This is a genomic window from Nocardia sp. CA-128927 (genome assembly GCF_050955855.1).
Classification (GTDB): Bacteria; Actinomycetota; Actinomycetes; order Mycobacteriales; family Mycobacteriaceae; genus Nocardia.
Genome location: NZ_CP192087.1, coordinates 938,951 through 957,963, shown reverse-complemented (window position 1 = coordinate 957,963; position 19,013 = coordinate 938,951). Strand labels below are relative to the sequence as shown.

The following is a 19,013-nucleotide window of genomic DNA, read 5'->3' as shown; positions in this document are numbered from 1 at the left end:
TACACTGGCCCACCGCGCCCCTATAGCTCAGTTGGTAGAGCTACGGACTTTTAATCCGCAGGTCGTAGGTTCGAGCCCTACTGGGGGCACTCGTCGGGCGCCCGGTTCCACCGGGCGCCCGCTCTCGTTTCCGGAGGGCTGTCGCTGCCCTATCGCGAGGTCCATACTTGAGAACGCGCCTCGGCGCGCGGGTCTGAAACACCACACTCCATCCGGGCATTCCCCTACTGTGAGCGCGACACGGGCAATCCCGGGTCATCCCTCGACAAGGCGGAGCTGATGACTTCCTTCGATGATTTGCTCTCCCAGGTACCCATCGCCCAGATCGCGTCGAAGCTCGGCGTCGACGAGAGCACCGCGACCAACGCGGTGAAAGCGGCACTGCCCACCCTGCTCGGCGGGCTGCAGGCGAATGCGACCGAACCCGAAGGCGCGGCCTCGCTCGTCGGTGCCCTGGACAACCACGGCGACCTGGTCGAGGGCGAGGGGCAGGTCGATATCGACAAGGTCGACGTCGCCGACGGATCGAAGATCGTCCAAAACGTCTTCGGCGCAGAGCAGAACACCGTGATCAGCACCCTCGGCGCGACCGAGGGCACCGGTGGCAACGACCTGATCGCCAAGCTGATGCCCATCCTCGCCCCGATCGTGCTCGCCTACCTGGCCAAGCAGATGACCGGTGGCGGCGGCAACGCGGCCCCGCAGACCCAGCCGCAGTCCGGCAACGGCGGCATCGGCGATGTGCTCGGCGGGCTACTCGGCGGCAGCAGCAAGAGCGGCGGCATCGGCGGGGCGATCGGCGAAGCACTGGCCAAGAACGCCGGTGGCGCGCTGGGGAACGTTCTCGGAGGCCTGTTCGGCGGGAAACACTGAGCGGGGCGGCCTATACATTTCACGGCGGCGTGTGCAGTACAGCACGCCGCGCTAACACTCCTCGGCCCGTAGCGATAGTCCCCTAGCTGCGGGCCGAGGCCATACACTCGACAGTGGTCGCCGAACGCCAACGACGGCGTATGACGTGCATCACGGGGCATCAACAGGCATTCGGATGCGTTTCGCATCACACCTACGGTGCCGTAAGGTATGGCCGCACGGCATCGGTCTACCTTGGGGGGATGACCTAGCACGACCGGACGCACAGACTGAAGGGTTCATACATGGCAAGGGATCTGACTCAACTCGAGCTTCTTACGGAGTTGGAGCCGGTTGCCGCAGAAAACGTCAACCGGCACTTCTCCTTGGCAAAGGAATGGCATCCGCACGACTACGTCCCGTGGGATGAAGGCCGCAATTTCGCCGCACTCGGGGGTATCGACTGGGATCCGGAACAGTCCCGGTTGAGCGAGGTGGCGAAAGCCGCCATGGTCACCAACCTGCTGACCGAGGACAATCTCCCCTCTTACCACCGCGAGATCGCCGAGAACTTCTCGCAGGACGGCGCGTGGGGCACCTGGGTCGGCCGCTGGACCGCCGAGGAGAACCGGCACGGCATCGTGATGCGCGACTACCTGGTGGTCACCCGCGGCGTCGACCCGGTCGCCCTCGAAGAGGCGCGGATGGTCCACATGACCAACGGCTTCGCGTCGCCCACCGAGGCCGACGCGGGCTTCCTGCACTCCGTCGCGTACGTGACCTTCCAGGAGCTGGCCACCCGCGTCAGCCACCGCAACACCGGCAAGGTCTGTGACGACCCGATCGCCGACCGCATGCTCCAGCGCGTCGCCGCGGACGAGAACCTGCACATGATCTTCTACCGCAACATGTGCGCCGCCGCGCTCGACCTGTCCCCGGACCAGGCGATCGAGGCCATCACGCTGATCCTGGAGAACTTCCAGATGCCCGGCGCCGGGATGCCCAACTTCCGCCGCAACGGCGTGCTGATGGCCAAGCACGGCATCTACGACCTGCGCCAGCACATGGAAGAGGTCGTGCAGCCGGTGCTCAAGAAGTGGAGCATCTTCGAGCGCGAGGACTTCACCGGCCGCGGTGAGGCCTGCCGCGAGCGGCTCGCCGCGTACCTCGACCGGCTCGGCAAGGATGTGCTGAAGTTCGAAGAGCAGCGCGACCGCATGCTCGCCCGCGAGGCCGCCAAGGCCGAACGCCAGATGGCCAGCAGCACCGCGAGCTGAGCTCGCACCCCCGATCGACATCGAGCCGCCGCCCGGGTCACCGGGCGGCGGCTCGCGTATGTCCGGCTATCGCCGGGTCCAGCTATTTCCGACTTCGAAGGTTTATTGCGTCGAAGATTAGGTTCGACGCAATAAACCTCTAAACGTTGGCCTTGCCGCAATAGACGCGCCCGCTTACTTCAACGGGACAGCGCCGTCGACTCCACCGACATCGGCGATCCGCCAATCGGGTTCTTGTTCATCTAGACGTTGTCGGTTGCGACGTATTCATACCTTCCGGATTCCATGCGATTGTGCTACTCGCGTTCACAAACACATTCGCGACGCAGATGTTCGAAAACGACCTTCGCACTGAATCTGTTCGAGCTCGGACCTCACCGCGTGGTATTCGACTTCAGCCGGTTCACCCACCATTGATGTCCTGGTAGTTCAGCGTTGCGACACCAATCGAGCAATCGGTCGATATCTGCGCATGAGCCACCCTTACCTTTTCGGTCGGCGATATCGCCGCCGGTCGGGCAGGGAAAGGCTGGGCGAGAGCGCTCCGGTCATCGGATTCGGGCGGCTCGGTCCTACCCACCCGACCTGGCAGTTCCTACGGTGAGGGCACGACGAGGACGTCGGCTGCGCGAAGGGACGGGCGAACATGACGAGGCACCGCTCACGGTGGATGGATGCGGAGATGGACGCGCTGGCCGAGCTGTCGCGCGACTTCTTCGGCAAGGAATGCGCGCCGCACGAGGAGCGGTGGGCCCAGCAGCAGCACATCGACCGCGAGGTCTGGTTGCGCGCGGGCGAGCTCGGCCTGCTGTGCCCCAGCGTCCCGGAGGAGTTCGGCGGCGGGGGCGGCGACTTCCGGCATGACGCGGTGATCGCCATCGAGCAGGTGCGCGCGCTGGCGCCCAGCTTCGGCGGGCCGGTGCACAGCACGATCATCGCGCACTACATCGCCGGGTACGGCACGGACGAGCAGAAGAAGACCTGGCTGCCGAAGCTGGCCTCCGGCGAGATCGTCGCGGCCATCGCGATGACCGAGCCGGGCACCGGATCGGACCTGCAGGCGATCCGCACCACCGCGACGGTGCAGGGCGACGAGTACGTCGTCAACGGCGCGAAAACGTTCATTTCCAACGGTTTTCTGGCCGACCTGGTGCTGGTGGTCGCCAAGACCAACGAGGCGGGCGGCGCGGGTGGTCTCTCGCTCATCGCGGTCGAGACCAGCCGGGAGGGCTTCCGGCGCGGGCGCAACCTGCACAAGATCGGCCAGCACGGGCAGGACACCTGCGAGCTGTTCTTCGACGAGGTGCGGGTGCCGCGCACCAACCTGATCGGCGAGGCCGAGAACATGGGCTTCATCCAGCTGATGCAGCAGCTCGCGCAGGAGCGGCTGATCATCGCGGTCACCGCGATGGCGACGATGGAGAAGACGGTCGAGCTCACCCTGGAGTACACCAAGCAGCGATCCGCCTTCGGCAAGCCGCTTTTCGCGTTTCAGAACACCAAATTCACACTGGCCGAATGTGATACGGCGGTCACCGTCGGCTGGAGTTTCCTCGACGACTGCGTCGAGAAGCACGTCACCGGTGATCTTGATATCCCCACCGCCGCCAAAGCCAAGCTATGGCTTTCGGAGCAGCAGAACATCCTGGCCGACCGCTGTCTGCAGCTGTTCGGCGGCTACGGATACATGGCCGAATATCCGATCGCGCGGATCTTCACCGATTCTCGGATCCAGAAGATCTACGGCGGCACCAACGAGATCATGAAGGAGATCATCGCGCGCGGGCTCTGAGCGACTCAGTTCCGCTCGGCCGCTTCGTGATTGCCGAATCCGCCGATGATCCGTCGATGAACGCCGACACTGGGGGTATTGCGCCGCACCGGTCGGCCGTGTGTCCGCCGCCTGGTGCGTGCTCGATCGATCACGAAATGGGAAGGCCGAGAATATGACCAGTGCACCGAACGGCGACGGCTCGCTCACCGGAAAGGTCGTCGCGATCACCGGCGGGGCCCGCGGCATCGGCCGCGCCACGGCGGAGGCGTTTCTCGGGGCGGGCGCCGCGGTCGCGATCGGGGACATCGATGTGGAGCTGGTCGCCAAGACGGCGGTGGAGCTCGGCGCGGACCCGGCCGCCAAGATCATCGGCCTGCCGCTGAACGTCACCGACCGGGCGTCGTTCGCCGCGTTCCTCGATCAGCTCGAAGAGGAACTCGGGCCGCTGGATGTGCTCGTCAACAACGCGGGCATCATGCCGACCGGGTTGTTCGCGGACGAGGACGAGGCGATGACCGACCGGATCGTCGACATCAACCTGCGCGGCGTGATCCACGGATCGAGGCTGGCCACCCAGCGCTTCCTGGCGCGCGGCTGCGGGCATCTGATCAACATCGCGTCCTTGGCTGGGACGCAAGGCTTTCCGGGGCTGGCCACCTACTGCGCGACCAAGCACGCGGTGGTCGGCTTCACCTCGGCGCTGCATCTGGAGATGAAGGAGCACGGCGTGCAGGTCTCGGCGGTGCTGCCGGGCATCGTGCGCACCGAACTGTCGGCCGGCGCGAACATGCCGAGCTGGATCGAGCCGATGACGACCGTGGACCCCGAGGACGTCGCGCAGGCGATCGTGCGGACGGTGGTCAAGGGGAAACCGATGGTGACGGTGCCGCGCAGGCTGGCCGCGATCATCAAGACCGCGCAGCTGTTGCCGTATCGGGCGCAGCTGGTCGTCGCGCGATTCACCGGGGCGACAACGGCTTACGCGCAGCCGGATCCCGAGATCAGGGAGAAGTACCACCGTCGGTTGCGCGGCCAGTAGGAGACTCAACCCGACTTCGGCCGGGAACCACGGTAGGAGCCGGGCGGGCTGCCGGTCCAGCGGCGGAACGCGCGCCGGAACGCGCTCGGTTCGGAGAAGCCGAGCCGGGCCGAGAGCGCCTCGACCGTCTCGTCGCCGCGCACCAGGCTGGCCACCGCTGCGTCGCGCAGGATGTCCTCGCGGATCTGGGTGATCGAGGTGCCCTCCTCGCCGAGCTTGCGGCGCACCGTCTGTGGGCTCATGGCCAACCGCTTGGCCATCTCGTCGGCGGTCGGCCAGTGTTCACCCACCCTGCCGGCTCCGCCGTCTGCCGTCCCCTGGCCACCACGCAGACCGCGGGTGAGGATCTTGCGCACCTGTTCGGCGAGCGAGGTGCCGTAGTCGCGGCGGGACAGCACGTCGACGGGGGCGTTGCGGGCCCAGTCGATGAGGTCTTCTTCGGTCCGGGTGAGCGGCGCGCTCAGTAGCTCGCTGTCGAAGGTGATGGCCGCGGTGGCGGCCTCGAAGACGAACGGGGCGCCGAAGACGAGATCGTAGTCGGCGATATTGCGCGGCCGCGGATACGGAAACTCGACCTGGCGCAAGGCAACTCGGCGGCCGATGCCCCAGGAGATCATCCGGTGCACCGCCGCGAGCAGGAACACGGTGAGCAGCTCTTCGCCCGCGGCGAGCACGCTGGTGTCGAGCGTGCACCGGGTGCGCCCGCCGTCGATGGTCATCGCCATCAGCGGCAGGCCGGGCAGCAGTCGTTGGTATTCGCCGAACCGTGCGATCGCCGAGCCCAGATCGCGGCAGGCGAGCAAGCCGAAGCCGACCAGCCGGGTCGACCCGCGCGGCACCGGGGCCGGGCCGAGGCCGAACAGTTCGTCGTCGGTGATCCGCCACAGTTGGCGCATGGTCGTGGCCACCTGATCGACCGTCACCCGCGCCCGATCCTGGGCGAGCAGCTCGGGCGCGACGCCCACGCTGGCGAGCAGCTGCTCGATGTCGACGCCTTGGCGCTGGGCGGTGGCGACGGCGGAGCGTACGAAGTCGATCGGCACCGTCCTTGCCGCCACCACAACCTCCTGCGTCCCTGGTCGACGCGAACCTACCAGGCCGGATGCGGTGAGCGCGGCGGTCACCGAACGTGCGCCGCGCGGTCATCCCGGCCGCGGCCGCCGATTCCTAGCGTTGCGGTATGGGCAATGACGAGTCGACCGGTGCGGCGGCAGTGACGGACGGGACGACCTTCAACCTGGAGCGGTTGGGCAACTGGGGTGCGCGCGACACGTTCGAGGTGGAGCGGGAACGCACCATCGCCTATGCGGCAGCCACGAACGATCCGCTCGAGCAGCATGTCGACGGGATATACGCGCCACCGGTTTTCGCGGTGGTGCCGATCACGGTGATGATGGCCGACGCGGCCATGTCGGTGGTGCCCGACGATCTGATGCTGCGGATCCTGCACGGCGAGCACGACTTCCGGTTCCACCGGCCGATCGAACCCGGCGAGACCCTGGAGGTGCGGGCCAGGCCGATCGGGATCGAGGGCAAATCCTCGGGCGTGGTGGTCACCTCGCACATCGAGACCTACAGCGTCGGCAGCGGCGACCTCGTCAACGAGCAGTACTTCGTCGGCTTCTTCCGCGGCGGCCAATTCGACGGCGCCCGAGGCGAACCGAGTCCTGCGCACTCGTTCGACGAGAACCTGCGGTCCCGCGAACCGGACTTCCGCGCGGCGCAGACCTTCGACGCGGACCAGACCTTCCGCTACGCCCGGCCCGCGGGCGATCCGATGCCGATCCACCTCGTCGACGAGTTCGCCAAGGCGATGGGGTTGCCGGGCATCATCATCCACGGGTTGTGCACCATCGCGTTCATCTCGCACGCGTTGATCAGCCGGATCAGCCCGGACGATCCGACCCGCCTGAAAAGGCTTGCCGTGCGGCTGAGTTCGCCCGCGTTCCCGGAGCAGACCATCACCACCGCGGCGTGGGCGACCGACCAGCAGGACGGGCGCGATCGCTACGCCTTCGAAACCTGTTCCGACAGCGACCAATTCGTCATCCAGGACGGGCTCGCGGAGTTCGAGCCCGCATTCGACAAGGAAACGATATGAGCGAGCACAGCGAGCGAATCATGTGTCAGTGCGCGTTGCGCATGCTGGAACCGAGCGCCAGCGAGGTGGAAGCATGAGCAACAGGGTTTTCGTCATCGGGGTCGGCATGACCAAGTTCGAGAAGCCCGGCCGCCGCGAGGGCTGGGACTACCCGGCCATGGCGCAGGAATCGGGCAGCAAGGCGCTCGCCGACGCGGGCATCCGCTACGACCAGGTGCAGGAGGCGTATGTCGGCTACGTCTACGGCGATTCGACCAGCGGGCAACGCGCCATCTACGAGCTCGGGCTGACCGGGCTGCCGGTGGTCAACGTGAACAACAACTGTTCCACCGGGTCCTCGGCGCTGTACCTGGCGGCCAGGGCGATTCGCGGCGGGCTCGCCGACTGCGCCATGGCGCTCGGCTTCGAGAAGATGCAGTCCGGTTCGCTGGAGGCGGGCTACACCGACCGGGAGCAGCCGCTGCTGCGCCACATCGAGGCGCTGGCCCAGCTGCGCGAGTTCGCGATGCCGGTGGCGCCGTGGATGTTCGGCGCGGCCGGGGTCGAGCACATGGAGCAATACGGCTCCACCCCTGCGCATTTCGCCAAGATCGCGGAGAAGAACCACCGGCATTCGGCGAACAACCCGTACGCGCAGTTCCGGGATGTGTACACGTTCGACGAGATCACCAGCGCCAAAATGGTTTACGAGCCGCTCGGCCTGACTCGGCTGCAGTGCTCGCCCACCTCCGACGGTTCGGGCGCGGCGGTGCTGGCCAGTGAACGCTTCGTCGACGAGCACGACCTCGGCGATCGGGCCGTGGAAATCGTCGGCCAGGCTTTGGTGACCGACCTCGAGTCCACCTTCGCCACCAAGACGGCGCGCTCGCTGGTCGGCGTCGACATGACCGCCGCCGCGGCCCGAAAGGTGTACGAGCAGGCCGACATCGGCCCCGACGACCTCGACGTGATCGAGCTGCACGACTGCTTCTCCCCCAACGAGCTGCTCACCTACGAGGCGCTCGGCCTGTGTGGTGCGGGCGAGGGACACAAGCTGATCGACGCCGAAGACACCACCTATGGCGGGCGCTGGGTGGTCAACCCGTCCGGCGGCCTGATCTCCAAGGGACACCCGCTCGGCGCCACCGGCCTGGCCCAGTGCGCCGAACTGACCTGGCAGTTGCGCGGCGAGGCCGAGGCCCGCCAGGTCGGCGACGCGAAAGTCGCACTCGCCCACAACATCGGCCTCGGCGGGGCGGCGATCGTCACCGCCTACCGGCTAGCCCGCCTCTCCGCGTAATCAGGCCAGACCTAGGTGCCAAAACAGTTGCGTTGGCGCCCGGCGGCGATGCGGAAGGCGCGCTGGCCTGTCCCCGACGAGTTACCCATGTACCCACGAAATCGGTAGCTGCGCTGGGACACCCACCAAAACACCCGAAGTAAGGATCAATCTCATGGCACAAGCCAAGGTATCCAAGGAGTTTCCGGCCGCGCAGGAGAAGGTGTGGGCGGTGCTGTCCGACCCGAACCGCTTCGAGGAGTGGCTGACCGTACACACCAAGTGGAAGGAGCTGCCGCCCGCGCAGCTGTCCACCGGGGCCACCATGACCGAGGTACTCACCATCATGGGGATGGCGAACACCATCACCTTCACCGTGGACGCCTACGACGCCCCGAACTCGACGAAGTTCTCCGGCGTCGGCCTGGCGGGCGCGAAGATCAGCTTCACGCTCACCGTGGCAGCCAAGGGCGACAACGCCTCTCTGGTCACCATCGACGCGGAGTTCATCAGCCAGATGATGGTCGGCGCCATCGGCGGCGCGATCGAACGCGCCTCCACCAAGGAACTCGACGCCTCCCTCGGCAACCTCGCCGGTCTGCTCGCCTGAGCACGGTCCCCACCTCGAAAGGAACACCATGGGTTCGCTGGACGGACGCGTCGCCATCGTCACCGGCGCAGGCCGCGGCATCGGCCGGGCACACGCGCTGCGGCTCGCCGCCGAAGGAGCCGCGGTCGTGGTCAACGACCTCGGCGGCAACAACGAGGGCGTCGGCGCCGACGCCGGGCCCGCGCAGCAGGTGGTCGACGAGATCATCGCGGCGGGCGGGCGCGCGGTCGCCGACACTGCGAACATCGCCGACTGGGCGGGTGCGAAAGCCCTTGTCGAACAGGCGATCAGCGCCTTCGGCGGGCTGGACATCCTGGTCAACAACGCGGGCATCCTGCGCGACGCGTTCATCGCCGCGATGGACGAGGCGCAGTGGGACGCGGTGATCGCGGTGCACCTCAAGGGCCACTTCGCGGTGCTGCACCACGCCGCCGCGTACTGGAAGGAACAGTCGAAGGCCGGCCAGCAGGTAGCGGCGTCGGTGATCAACACCGCGTCCGCCTCGGGCACCTTCATGCCCAATCCCGGTCAGGCGAACTACGGCGCGGCCAAGGCGGGCATCGCCGCGCTCACCCAGGTCGCCGCGCTCGAACTGGAGCGATACGGCGTGCGCGCCAACGCCATTGCCCCGGTCGCCCGCACCCGACTCACCCTGGCCACCCCCGGCATGGGCGCCATGTTCGCCGAGGAGGTCCCCGCGGGCGAGTTCGATGCCTTTGCGCCGGAGAACATCTCACCCATCGTCGCCTACCTGGCCCAGGAGAAGTGCCCGATCACCGGCCAGGTCTTCGCGGTCCAGGGCGGCGCGATCTCCGCGCTCAACGGATGGACCGCCACCAAGACCATCGAAACCGACGGTCCGTGGCAACTCGACGATCTGGCCACGCGCCTACCCGAACTGGGCTGATCGACTGGCCTCAGACTACGTGCAGAGCTGCTGCGATATCGCCGACCTCGATGTCCGAGCATGTCGTAGCGGTTCTGATCACAAGGTCGAAAGCGTCATCGTCGGAAAGCGAAGTACGGTATCCGTTCGCGAGTAGGAAGGCTTCGCACGCCACCCAGCCGGTTCGCTTGTTGCCGTCCACGAACGGGTGGTTGCACACAATCGAGTGCAACAACGCGGCCGCCTTGTGATCGATGGCCGGGTACGCCTCGACACCGAATGCGACCGTCGCTGGGCGCGCCACTGCTGAGGCGACCAGACCGACATCGCGCACAGCCGGACTCCCGCCGAGCTGCAATCCATTGATTCGGATCACATCTTCGGTGGTCAGGTAGATCATGCGTCCCGCAGGCGCGCCAGCAGCTCACTGCGCCGGGCCATCACGTCGTCCACTGCGTACGCGACAATCTGACCGTGCGCACGCTCGGTGGCCCACAGCTCGGCAGCCTGAACCAGCGCTGCGTTCAGGCTGATGTGATCAGCCTCCGCCAATGCGGAAACGCGCGCATGCACATCGTTCGGCAGTCGCAGCGTCACAGGTGTGGTCGGCTTGATGGTCATGCCTCCAGCATACCGGCCATGGTTGCAATTTGACACCACACAGGCGAGGGGACACAACAGCGTCGACGCTGTCAATGAGACACTGGACGACGTGACGATGACTACCGGGGCGAAGAGCGCGCTGCGGATCGGGCCGTATCCGGTCGATCCGGCGGTGGTGCTCGCGCCGATGGCGGGCATCACGAATCTGGCGTTCCGCAAGCTGTGCCGCGAGTTCGGTAGCCCTACCTCTATCTATGTCTGCGAGATGATCACCGCGCGGGCGGTGGTCGAGCGCAACGAGAAGACCCTGGAGATGATGGCGTTCGACGCCGACGAGTCGCCGCGGTCGATGCAGCTCTACGGCGTAGACCCGGCCACCCTCGCCGAGGCGGTGCGGATCATCGTCGGCGAGGGCTGGGCCGATCACATCGACATGAACTTCGGCTGCCCAAAATCAACACATTGACAACATCGCCGATACTGCAGCGGCCGGGGCGACACTTCATTGCGATTCAGATATTCTGAATCCATGACCACGATAACGGCTGCCGAGGCATCGCGGAACTTCTCCGCCGTGCTCGACCGCGCCGAGCACGGTGAGACCATCACCATCGTGCGACACGGGCGCACTGTCGCCACCATCACGCCCGCACCGAAACGAACAGGCCGCAACCTGCGACTCGCCTTGGAGAACACCGACACACCGCCGTTCGACGAGGACTACGAGTCCGACATCACCGACGCATTATCAGTGGTTTCCGACGACATGAGGGACCCGTGGGCCGAAGCCTGATCCTCGACACCGGAGTCCTGATCGCCTACGAGCGGGCAAAGATCGACAGGACCGTGTTCGACGACGACGAACTCGCGGTGGCTGCGGTGACCGTAGCGGAGTTCCGGGTGGGTATCGAGCTCGCCGACACCCCGGAGCGGGCGGCTGCCCGCTCGCGCCGACTGGATTTGCTCCTGGCAGACATCGATGTGCTGGACTACAGCAAGCGGACGGCTGCTCATCATGCCCAACTCATAGCCCACACCCGTCGCGTCGGCACGCCGCGTGGCGCCCACGATCTGATCATCGCGGCGCACGCAGCCGAGACCGGTCGAACCGTCGTTTCCCTCGATGCCAAAGCAAGGTTCGGGCAACTGCCCGGCGTCACGGAAATCAACCCATAACCAGGAACCACTAACCTGGTCAGGCCACGCGACCGACAACGGTCAGAATGATATCGACGGCGCGAGCGAGCGCGGCGAGGGCGTCCCGGTCGGCGAGGTCGTCGAACGCGAGCAAGGCGGCCGGGTAGTACTCGCGCAACACCAAGTGCAGCGCGGTGGTGTGGCGGTTACATGCCCAGATCAGGTTTGATGACCGCGAGCCAGGATGTTGATCGCTTCGGCGGTGGGGCTGTCATCGGTGACCGGGCAGGGTGTGACGGTCGGTGCGGCCCAGATCGGCCAGCAGCCTGGCGCCCCCGGCATCGGATTTCGCGCCGGAAACGTGGTGGCGGCAACGGGGGCACCGTAACGAACCCGGCACACAACGTTCGAGATTCTCTTGGCGTGTCTCCCAACTCCCCGTTAACGTAGAGCAACGGCACGTGTCACAGATCACATCTCGTCGGCGTTTTCCGTACGGAACACATTCCTGACGAAAGGACTTTGTCGTGGTACTTGATCCGATATTTCTTTTCCCCGGTCAAGGGGCCTATCTGCCTGGCGTGTTCGCGGATCTGGCGAACACTCACCGTTCAGTGGCGGAAACACTCAGCTCGGTTGATCGTGCAGCTCGCCGCTGTGGCAATCCCAGCGTCACGAACATCCTCACGGATCGAAGCGCATTGCCGCTCGCTGACCTCGTCCGCACTGATCCGCGCTCGCTGCATCTCGCGATATTTACCATCGAGCTTGCGCTATTCAAGCTCCTTACCGAGGAGGTCGGCGTCGAACCAGCGGCGCTCGTCGGCCATAGCTTCGGGGAGCTTGTTGCGCTGACAGCCGCAGAGATATTCAGCTTAGAGGACGGGGTCTCGCTCGTGATTGCCCGTGACGATGCGCTGGCCAAGTGCCCGCCGCCCGCCGGCGGCATGCTCGCCGTTGCAACCTCCGCGGTGCGTGTCCGTCATCTCCTCGAAGCTCTGTCCGAATGGAATGTCACGATAGCGGCCGAGAATGGGTCGAATCAGACAGTCGTATCCGGGCCGGACGCGGCGCTGTCGCGGATGGAGCAGGCAGCCGTCGCCATTGGAATTCAAGCCACCCGGCTTAATGCGGCCTATCCCTTCCACCACCGGTCGCTTGCCCCGGCTGCCAAGCTATTCGCCGAGGCCGCATCTCACTTGCCTGCCCGTCCGCCGAGGTATCGGGTAATTTCCTCGATTCTCGGCCGTGAAGTGGACACCCCTGAGGATGCGGTGACGCTGGTTGCGGCACATCTGACGCGGCCGACTCGGTTCGAAGGTTGCTTGCTTGATCTGCAAGCCCGCGGGCGCACTGCTTTTATTGAATGCGGAGCGCGATCCATTCTTTGCGGGCTGGTCTCGGAGGTGCTCCCGAGAGCGAAGGTGCTCGCTCCGCTCGGCTCACGCGCAACCGCAACCGACGTCGCAGCAGTTGTCGCCGAATACATGTCTGTACAGCGTGAGGTCGATGATCTACCCGATGACAGCAGGCTGAGTACGCCTCCTGTTCCGTCATCGGTTGTACTGCACTCGAGGTCTGCCTCCGCCTTGATGTCTGACGAGACAAATGCCTCGAACAGTCAGCCGGTTGCCCCGGATGGAGCGAGTGACGACATCCTTGCCAGGCTACGAGAAATGTACGGGGACGCACTCGGCTACCCAGCTTCCGTCTTCACTGCTCACGCCGACCTGGAGGCCGACCTCGGCATCGATTCGATTAAACGCACCGAGCTGATTTCTCGTGCCGCAGCACGATTCGGTCGCGACCTTCCTCGAACAGGTCACAGACTGACGGCCTATACGACGCTGGAGTCCGTCGTGGAATTCATCGCACAGCTTCCGGTATCGGCAGGGACCGCACAAGAGACTGTGCTGTCATGACCGACGCCCAGCTCGGCTCACTGGAGGGCAAGGTTGCACTCGTCACCGGGGGAGGGAGAGGCGTTGGGGCGGCGATCAGCAAGGAACTCGCTCGCCGCGGTGCCCATGTCATCGTCAACTGGTTTCACTCGAAAGACAGCGCCGAGCAGACTATTGCCGACATCTGCGCCGACGGAGGCCTGGCATCAGGCCTGCGTGCGACTGTGGCGAAGCTGGAATCGGTTGCTGAGATGTTTGTCGAGATCGGACGCCGTCACGGAGGCCTCGACATTTTGGTCAACAATGCGGCCTGTGGTGTATTTGCCGCCCCTGAAGATGTCAGTGAGCAAGAGTGGCAACGAGCGCTTGATGTAAACGTGCACGGGGCAAGGTGGTGTGCAATACATGCCGCGCCGCTGATGACCAAGCGCGGCGGCGGAGCGATTGTGAACCTATCGTCAATTGGTGCTGGTATGGCTGTCGACAACTATATGGTCGTCGGTGTCTGCAAGGCGGCTGTCGAAGCGCTCACGCGATACCTCGCCGCTGATCTCGGTCGACACAACATCCGGGTCAACACTGCTTCCGCCGGCTTCCTAGACGGCCCGACAACTCAGCTTTTCCCCGATGCCGACACCTTACGGGCCACCTGCGCGGCAGCGGCTCCCCTGGGTCGGGTTGGCAAGGTGGAAGAGCTCGCCAAACTGGTCGCATTCCTCGCTTCACCGGATGCAAGCTGGGTGTGCGGTCAGTCATATCTAGCCGACGGCGGCCTGTCAGTGGGTCGTGCCATGTTGACCCCTACCCCTGGGATGCCGAGGCCGCAAACTTGCGAACTCATAGCGAATCCGGACGATTATGGTTGCGACGCAGTCGCGATCGTGGGTGTAGGTGTCGTCGTGCCGGGAGCTCGAACGGCCAAGGAGTTCTGGGAACTACTCGGGCGTGGCGAATCAGTTTTCACCGAACCGGGGGATCGTTTCGACGTGGAGGCATTCTGGTCTCCCGGCAATGTTCAACCGGACCGCACCTATAGCCGAGTAGCCGGATACATCGACGAAAGCACCGGACCTTCGGCGGATTATGTCACCACCTGGCTCGGCGATACTCTTTTACAATGCGACCAGAATCGACTTACTCGTCACGCTGAGTCGCAAATCGCATGCTTCCTCGGCGCATGGAATGAAGGCAGCCAGCATGTTGAGGAAAGCCTCGTTGTCGAAGCCGCAACAGCGGGGATCGCGGCGCACTGGCCGGGCCGTGCTGACCCGGATACGATCGCGCAGATTCGCGCCGCTCTCCGCGGACATTATCGCCACGCTGGAGACGTTTCCCGCCATCTGCCGTACCGGGCTGCGCGTGCCGCCGTTGACGCGATGTTTTCCGCGACCACGCCGTTAACACTGGTCGACACTGCGTGCTCCTCCTCGCTGTATGCCATCGACCTCGGCATACGCGCTGTCTTGGACGGTGAGTGTGATGTTGCCTTCTGCGGTGGGGTGTTCGCTCTCGGTCCACGGCTGGGGATTCTGTTTTCCCAACTGCACGGGCTCAGCGAAACCGGCCGTGTCCTTGCGTTCGACGACAAAGCAGACGGTGTGTTGTTCTCCGACGGCGCAGGCATGGTCGCACTCAAACGCCTCGACCGGGCCCGCAGAGACGGCGACCAGGTCCTTGCGGTACTCGCCGGTTGCGGAGCGGCATCAGATGGTCAAGGAAAGGCCGTTCATGCGCCTAGTACCGCTGGCCAGGTTCGCGCCGTAGCCCGCGCGCACGGCGTCAACGGCATCAACGCCGATCAGATCGACTGGATTGTCGCGCATGCGACCGGCACCCCCGTGGGCGACGCCGTGGAACGCGAAAGCATTGCGCAAATGGCTCCGGACATCGGATGGGAGTGCACCTCGAACAAGTCGATCATCGGGCACACCGGGTGGTCGGCAGGCGTTGTGTCTGTGATCCACGCAATTCTCGCTATGCAGCACGACATGATCCCAGCGCAGGCCCCCCTCACGGCAAGCCCCAGCAGTACCCCCGGCATCCACATTCCCGATCGACCGGTTCCTTTCCCTCCGCGCTCCGATCGTCCCCGCACTGTCGGGGTATCAGCCTTCGGATTCGGCGGGACCAACGCGCATATCCTGGTGCAGGAGCCAAGTGCGCAGGCGGCGCAATTGCGCTCCGCCCCACCCCAACTGACCACCGACACCGACATAGTGATCGTCGGTTGGCACGCCCACGTACCCGGCGGACTCACTCAGAGCCAGATCGCGCTGAGGATCACCTCCGGACAGTCACCTTCACCCGAACGAACATTCGGTGACCCCTATCCGCTTCCTCCCGTGTCAGAAGTTCGGATGCCACCGCGCACGGCGCAGGCAATCGACCCGACGCACCTCATGGCACTGCAGGCGGCTTCGGCGTTGGCGACGGCGGATGGCTCCGAATTCTGGCAAGGCCATGAGGATAGGACCGGAGTTTTCGCAGCATACACCGGGCTTCCTGGGAGCTCGGCTGACCTGACTGTGCGCTGCTATAAGGAATCACTCCAACAAGCCATCAATGCATCCGATGTATTCGGTTCCGAACTTCGAGAAGCGGCGCAGGCCTATCTGCGAGCTGTTGACGATCGTTGCTCCCCTGCTGGAGAAGACACGCTGCCTGGCGTGATGCCAAACGTCCTAGCTGCACGGATCGCGGGTGTCTACGATTTGCACGGCCCGACAATGGCGGTCGACTCCGGGCCAACGTCTGGACGCGAGGCGCTCCGCGCCGCGTCCGCGTATCTGCGCCGCGGCGACATCGATCTGGCAGCTGTCGTAGGTGTGGGCGGTAGGGCTGATCCACTCTACGAAGAAACTCACGGCATCGACCCCGGAGTGGCACACGAAGGTGCGATAATTCTCGTCCTTACTCGTGCAGCCGTTGCAAACGAGCACCGATGGCCCGTGCTTGCGACACTACCGCAATGCCTACAAGCTCTGCCCGACCGAAATACTATCGGTCCCTTTCTCGCAGCCGACGATCTGATTGACGCTATTCGGGTCTGCGAGCTGAACCGAGTAGCGCATGCTCCCGAAATAACCCGGCATGTGCCACGGTGGCGCGCGGCCGGGGTAACACGGGCCGGACATGTCCAGACCGGTGCCCTGATCGTCACCGACCCGCGGTGCTCGACGGCCACCAGAAAAATCGACGACGACGACGTCACCCACATTTACACCGTTACCGTCACCCCAGGCCAGGCCGCGGAGGAAGCGCTCGCACCGATCATCAGTAGCGGGCGTGTCTTCCGACACCTGCGGATCGTCTTATCGCTGCATGAGGCTACGCAATGGCCGGCCCGGCCCACTCAGGAGCTACTTGCGTTGCAGGAGACAGTATTCCTCGCCATCAAAACGGCGCGAGATGGGCTGACTCAGCTCGGTACCTTGGGCATCGCCCTGTTGAGCCCCTTCAGCAATGAAGCACCGCATCCCCAGTGTGGGTTGTTCACCGGATTCGTGAAAAGCCTGGCGTGGGAACTGGACGGCTGCACTACGGCGGCCCTGATCACCGACCTACAGGACCCCGCGACCGCACTTGCCGCTTTAGAAGGGGAATTGGCAGATCCCGACACGTTCCCTGTCACACTGCACCGCGAAGGTCGGCGATTCGTGCAACGATTGAGTGCCGACCGTTCGGATCTCGGGAGTTTTCCAATATTGCCAGACGCTGTTGTCGTTGCCACCGGCGGTGCTCGCGGAATCACTGCAGCGTGCATGCTCGGCCTCGCGGCCGAAGCCAAAGTCCGACTCTGGCTGCTCGGATCAAGCGATGTGACCGACGCCCCGGCACATCTACTGGAGGCTGCCGACGAAGAACTTCCTACGTTGCGTGCTCAATATATCGCCGAACAGCTCCAACAGTCACCTACCTCGCTTGTGCGAGACATCAATACGCAATTCAATCGATTACTGCGGGCAAGGGAATCGCAGCTCAATCTGCATAAGCTGCGAAAACTCTGCGGCGATGCGAATCTACACTTCCGCACCTGCGACGTGACCGACTACGACGCTGTCGCATGCGTAGCCGATGAAATCCGGCGTACAGAGGGTCGTGTCGACCTTCTCGTACACGGAGCCGGACTGCACCACCCTGGCGAAATCGGCAGTCTCGATCTCTCCGCACTCAGGTATGTGCGCGGTGTCAAGCTCGACGGCTACCACAATCTGCGCGACACATTCAACGGCGCGATCCGACCGAGTCTGTGGTGCAACTTCGGATCTATGGCTTCCGTCATAGGGCTGCCAGGGGAAAGCGCCTACGCCGCTGCGAATGATTTTCTTGCCTGTGCGTCTGGAGCGGCAGGATATTCGGCCGGGGAATACACCATCGGCTGGACCCTCTGGGGCGAGACAGGGCTCGGCGCCGGCGAAATCGCTGAGTCATACGCTGCTCGGACAGCACGGCTGACTAGAACAACAACACGCGAAGGTGTCGCACATTTCCTCGATGAATTGCGCCGTCAGCCCGGCGAGCCATTGTGCGGATTCATCGGCAAGGCTGAGCATTCAGCCCTCGACCAGCGATTCCCGGGATTTGTCGAGCAAGTAGGTGCCCCCGAGCTCTTGTTGACCCCGACCCTGCGAACCGTCCGACCAACATCAGTTCACGGACTTCTTGCAGAGCCAGCCGAACAAACCGCCGACTCCGCACAATGGTTGCTAACGCTTGATCTCGGACGGCAAAACTATATTCAGCACCATCTGATCGACGGCAAACCAACCGTACCCGGCGCGATGCTCGTTGCGATCGCTGCTGAAGCGGCACGTAAACTCGCCCCGGACCTGCCGCTACGAGAAATCCGCAACGTTGCTTTCAACGCATTCGTCCGGATGCATACCAGCCGACACCCCACTGCGCTTCGGATTACGGCCTACCGGCGTATCAACCACACGCTGGGGCGACAGGCCGTATTCGTAGTCGGCTCAACAGATATTTTCGCACCGGATGGCTCGATACTGGTCCGTAACCGGAGGAATTTCCACGCTGTAGTGATCCTCGGGGGACCATGCTCATTACCTGAACCCATACCGCTGACGACCAACATGGACTGGCAGACAGTACTCGATCCTCATTATCAGTCCGATTCGCCGGTGCAACTGACCGGGCCGTTCGCCGCGACCGTCGGATATGGTTGCACCCCCGAAGCGGCTACCGCGATCTGGATGGCGCCTTTTCCCGAGGCTATGCCGGAAATGGCGATACCAACAATACTTCTCGACTCCCTGATACGCACTCGAGCCCTCCGACCGGAAGCCGATGGCAACCACGCTGTGATAGTGCCCAGATCATTCGACAGGATCGTCATCGAGGATGCTACGACCGATACAGCCATCGCGCGCATGTATCCGGAAGGAGTCAGGCTCATCCACTCATTCTCGACTGAAATTTCTTCTGCTCTCACCGCTGATGAGAAAGTAATCATGCAAGTATGCGGACTACGCGGAACCGTCGCCGGCTACGTGAAATCACGCGAAATATATCCCGCTCTCGCCGCTGTCAGTGAATGAGCTACGACCTAAAAGGAGCA

Annotated in this window: 15 protein-coding genes, 1 tRNA gene and 2 pseudogenes; 14 read left to right on the top strand and 4 right to left on the bottom strand. The window is 64.3% G+C overall.

Annotation, left to right across the window (positions count from 1 at the left end):
• The first annotated feature begins 16 nt into the window (after window positions 1-16).
• The 5 genes from ACQPW1_RS04680 to ACQPW1_RS04660 all read left to right on the top strand — a co-directional run bounded on the left by ACQPW1_RS04680 (window position 17) and on the right by ACQPW1_RS04660 (window position 4,942).
• Window positions 17-89: transfer RNA gene (locus ACQPW1_RS04680), tRNA-Lys, on the top strand.
• Window positions 90-279: 190 nt separating this feature from the next.
• The gene (locus ACQPW1_RS04675) at window positions 280-873 is read left to right on the top strand and encodes a DUF937 domain-containing protein (protein ID WP_433661536.1); all 594 of its coding nucleotides are present in this window, start codon (window positions 280-282) and stop codon (window positions 871-873) included.
• A gap of 284 nt (window positions 874-1,157) precedes the next feature.
• On the top strand, window positions 1,158-2,129 hold the full coding sequence (locus ACQPW1_RS04670; RefSeq protein WP_433661535.1) for an acyl-ACP desaturase: 972 nt from the start codon (window positions 1,158-1,160) through the stop codon (window positions 2,127-2,129).
• Window positions 2,130-2,775: 646 nt separating this feature from the next.
• Window positions 2,776-3,921: an acyl-CoA dehydrogenase family protein gene (locus ACQPW1_RS04665; protein ID WP_433661534.1), complete on the top strand. Its 1,146-nt coding sequence runs from the start codon at window positions 2,776-2,778 to the stop codon at window positions 3,919-3,921.
• A 154-nt stretch (window positions 3,922-4,075) separates the two neighbouring features.
• Window positions 4,076-4,942 carry an SDR family oxidoreductase gene (locus ACQPW1_RS04660; RefSeq protein WP_433661533.1) on the top strand — a complete coding sequence of 289 codons (867 nt, stop codon included), beginning with the start codon at window positions 4,076-4,078 and terminating at the stop codon, window positions 4,940-4,942.
• Window positions 4,943-4,947: 5 nt separating this feature from the next.
• Here the strand turns inward: ACQPW1_RS04660 and ACQPW1_RS04655 are convergent, their stop codons facing one another.
• Entirely contained in the window at window positions 4,948-6,000 is a 1,053-nt protein-coding gene (locus ACQPW1_RS04655) for an AraC family transcriptional regulator (RefSeq protein ID WP_433661532.1), read from the bottom strand.
• Window positions 6,001-6,122: 122 nt separating this feature from the next.
• Between ACQPW1_RS04655 and ACQPW1_RS04650 the strand changes: the two genes are divergently transcribed.
• From ACQPW1_RS04650 to ACQPW1_RS04635, 4 genes are all read left to right on the top strand, one after another.
• The gene (locus tag ACQPW1_RS04650; RefSeq protein ID WP_433661531.1) at window positions 6,123-7,043 is read left to right on the top strand and encodes a MaoC/PaaZ C-terminal domain-containing protein; all 921 of its coding nucleotides are present in this window, start codon (window positions 6,123-6,125) and stop codon (window positions 7,041-7,043) included.
• A gap of 73 nt (window positions 7,044-7,116) precedes the next feature.
• Complete coding sequence (locus tag ACQPW1_RS04645) at window positions 7,117-8,322, top strand: lipid-transfer protein (protein WP_433661530.1); 1,206 nt, start codon at window positions 7,117-7,119, stop codon at window positions 8,320-8,322.
• Window positions 8,323-8,476: 154 nt separating this feature from the next.
• Window positions 8,477-8,911: a type II toxin-antitoxin system Rv0910 family toxin gene (locus tag ACQPW1_RS04640; protein WP_433661529.1), complete on the top strand. Its 435-nt coding sequence runs from the start codon at window positions 8,477-8,479 to the stop codon at window positions 8,909-8,911.
• 28 nt (window positions 8,912-8,939) lie between these two features.
• Window positions 8,940-9,818 (top strand): SDR family oxidoreductase, encoded by an 879-nt coding sequence (locus ACQPW1_RS04635; protein WP_433661528.1) that lies wholly within the window; start codon window positions 8,940-8,942, stop codon window positions 9,816-9,818.
• Window positions 9,819-9,828: 10 nt separating this feature from the next.
• Here ACQPW1_RS04635 and ACQPW1_RS04630 read toward each other — a convergent pair whose 3' ends face one another.
• Both ACQPW1_RS04630 and ACQPW1_RS04625 read right to left on the bottom strand, forming a co-directional pair.
• Window positions 9,829-10,197 carry a type II toxin-antitoxin system death-on-curing family toxin gene (locus ACQPW1_RS04630; RefSeq protein WP_433661527.1) on the bottom strand — a complete coding sequence of 123 codons (369 nt, stop codon included), beginning with the start codon at window positions 10,195-10,197 and terminating at the stop codon, window positions 9,829-9,831.
• Entirely contained in the window at window positions 10,194-10,418 is a 225-nt protein-coding gene (locus ACQPW1_RS04625; protein ID WP_433661526.1) for a toxin-antitoxin system HicB family antitoxin, read from the bottom strand. The genes ACQPW1_RS04630 and ACQPW1_RS04625 overlap by 4 nt, the downstream gene beginning before the upstream one ends.
• A 97-nt stretch (window positions 10,419-10,515) precedes the next feature.
• On the opposite strand from ACQPW1_RS04625, the pseudogene ACQPW1_RS04620 reads away from it, so the two are divergent.
• From ACQPW1_RS04620 to ACQPW1_RS04610, 3 genes and pseudogenes are all read left to right on the top strand, one after another.
• Window positions 10,516-10,851, top strand: a pseudogene (locus ACQPW1_RS04620) (tRNA-dihydrouridine synthase); the annotation flags it as partial.
• Window positions 10,852-10,929: 78 nt separating this feature from the next.
• On the top strand, window positions 10,930-11,193 hold the full coding sequence (locus ACQPW1_RS04615) for a type II toxin-antitoxin system Phd/YefM family antitoxin (protein ID WP_433661525.1): 264 nt from the start codon (window positions 10,930-10,932) through the stop codon (window positions 11,191-11,193).
• Window positions 11,178-11,576, top strand: a complete 399-nt coding sequence (locus ACQPW1_RS04610) for a PIN domain-containing protein (RefSeq protein WP_433661524.1) — start codon at window positions 11,178-11,180, stop codon at window positions 11,574-11,576. Before ACQPW1_RS04615 ends, ACQPW1_RS04610 begins: the two co-directional genes overlap by 16 nt.
• A gap of 58 nt (window positions 11,577-11,634) precedes the next feature.
• Here the strand turns inward: ACQPW1_RS04610 and ACQPW1_RS04605 are convergent.
• Window positions 11,635-11,913, bottom strand: a pseudogene (locus tag ACQPW1_RS04605) (IS110 family transposase); the annotation flags it as partial.
• A 151-nt stretch (window positions 11,914-12,064) separates the two neighbouring features.
• On the opposite strand from ACQPW1_RS04605, the gene ACQPW1_RS04600 reads away from it, so the two are divergent.
• Window positions 12,065-13,459 (top strand): acyltransferase domain-containing protein, encoded by a 1,395-nt coding sequence (locus ACQPW1_RS04600; protein ID WP_433661523.1) that lies wholly within the window; start codon window positions 12,065-12,067, stop codon window positions 13,457-13,459.
• On the top strand, window positions 13,456-18,993 hold the full coding sequence (locus tag ACQPW1_RS04595; protein WP_433661522.1) for an SDR family oxidoreductase: 5,538 nt from the start codon (window positions 13,456-13,458) through the stop codon (window positions 18,991-18,993). Before ACQPW1_RS04600 ends, ACQPW1_RS04595 begins: the two co-directional genes overlap by 4 nt.
• Window positions 18,994-19,013: the final 20 nt, after the last annotated feature.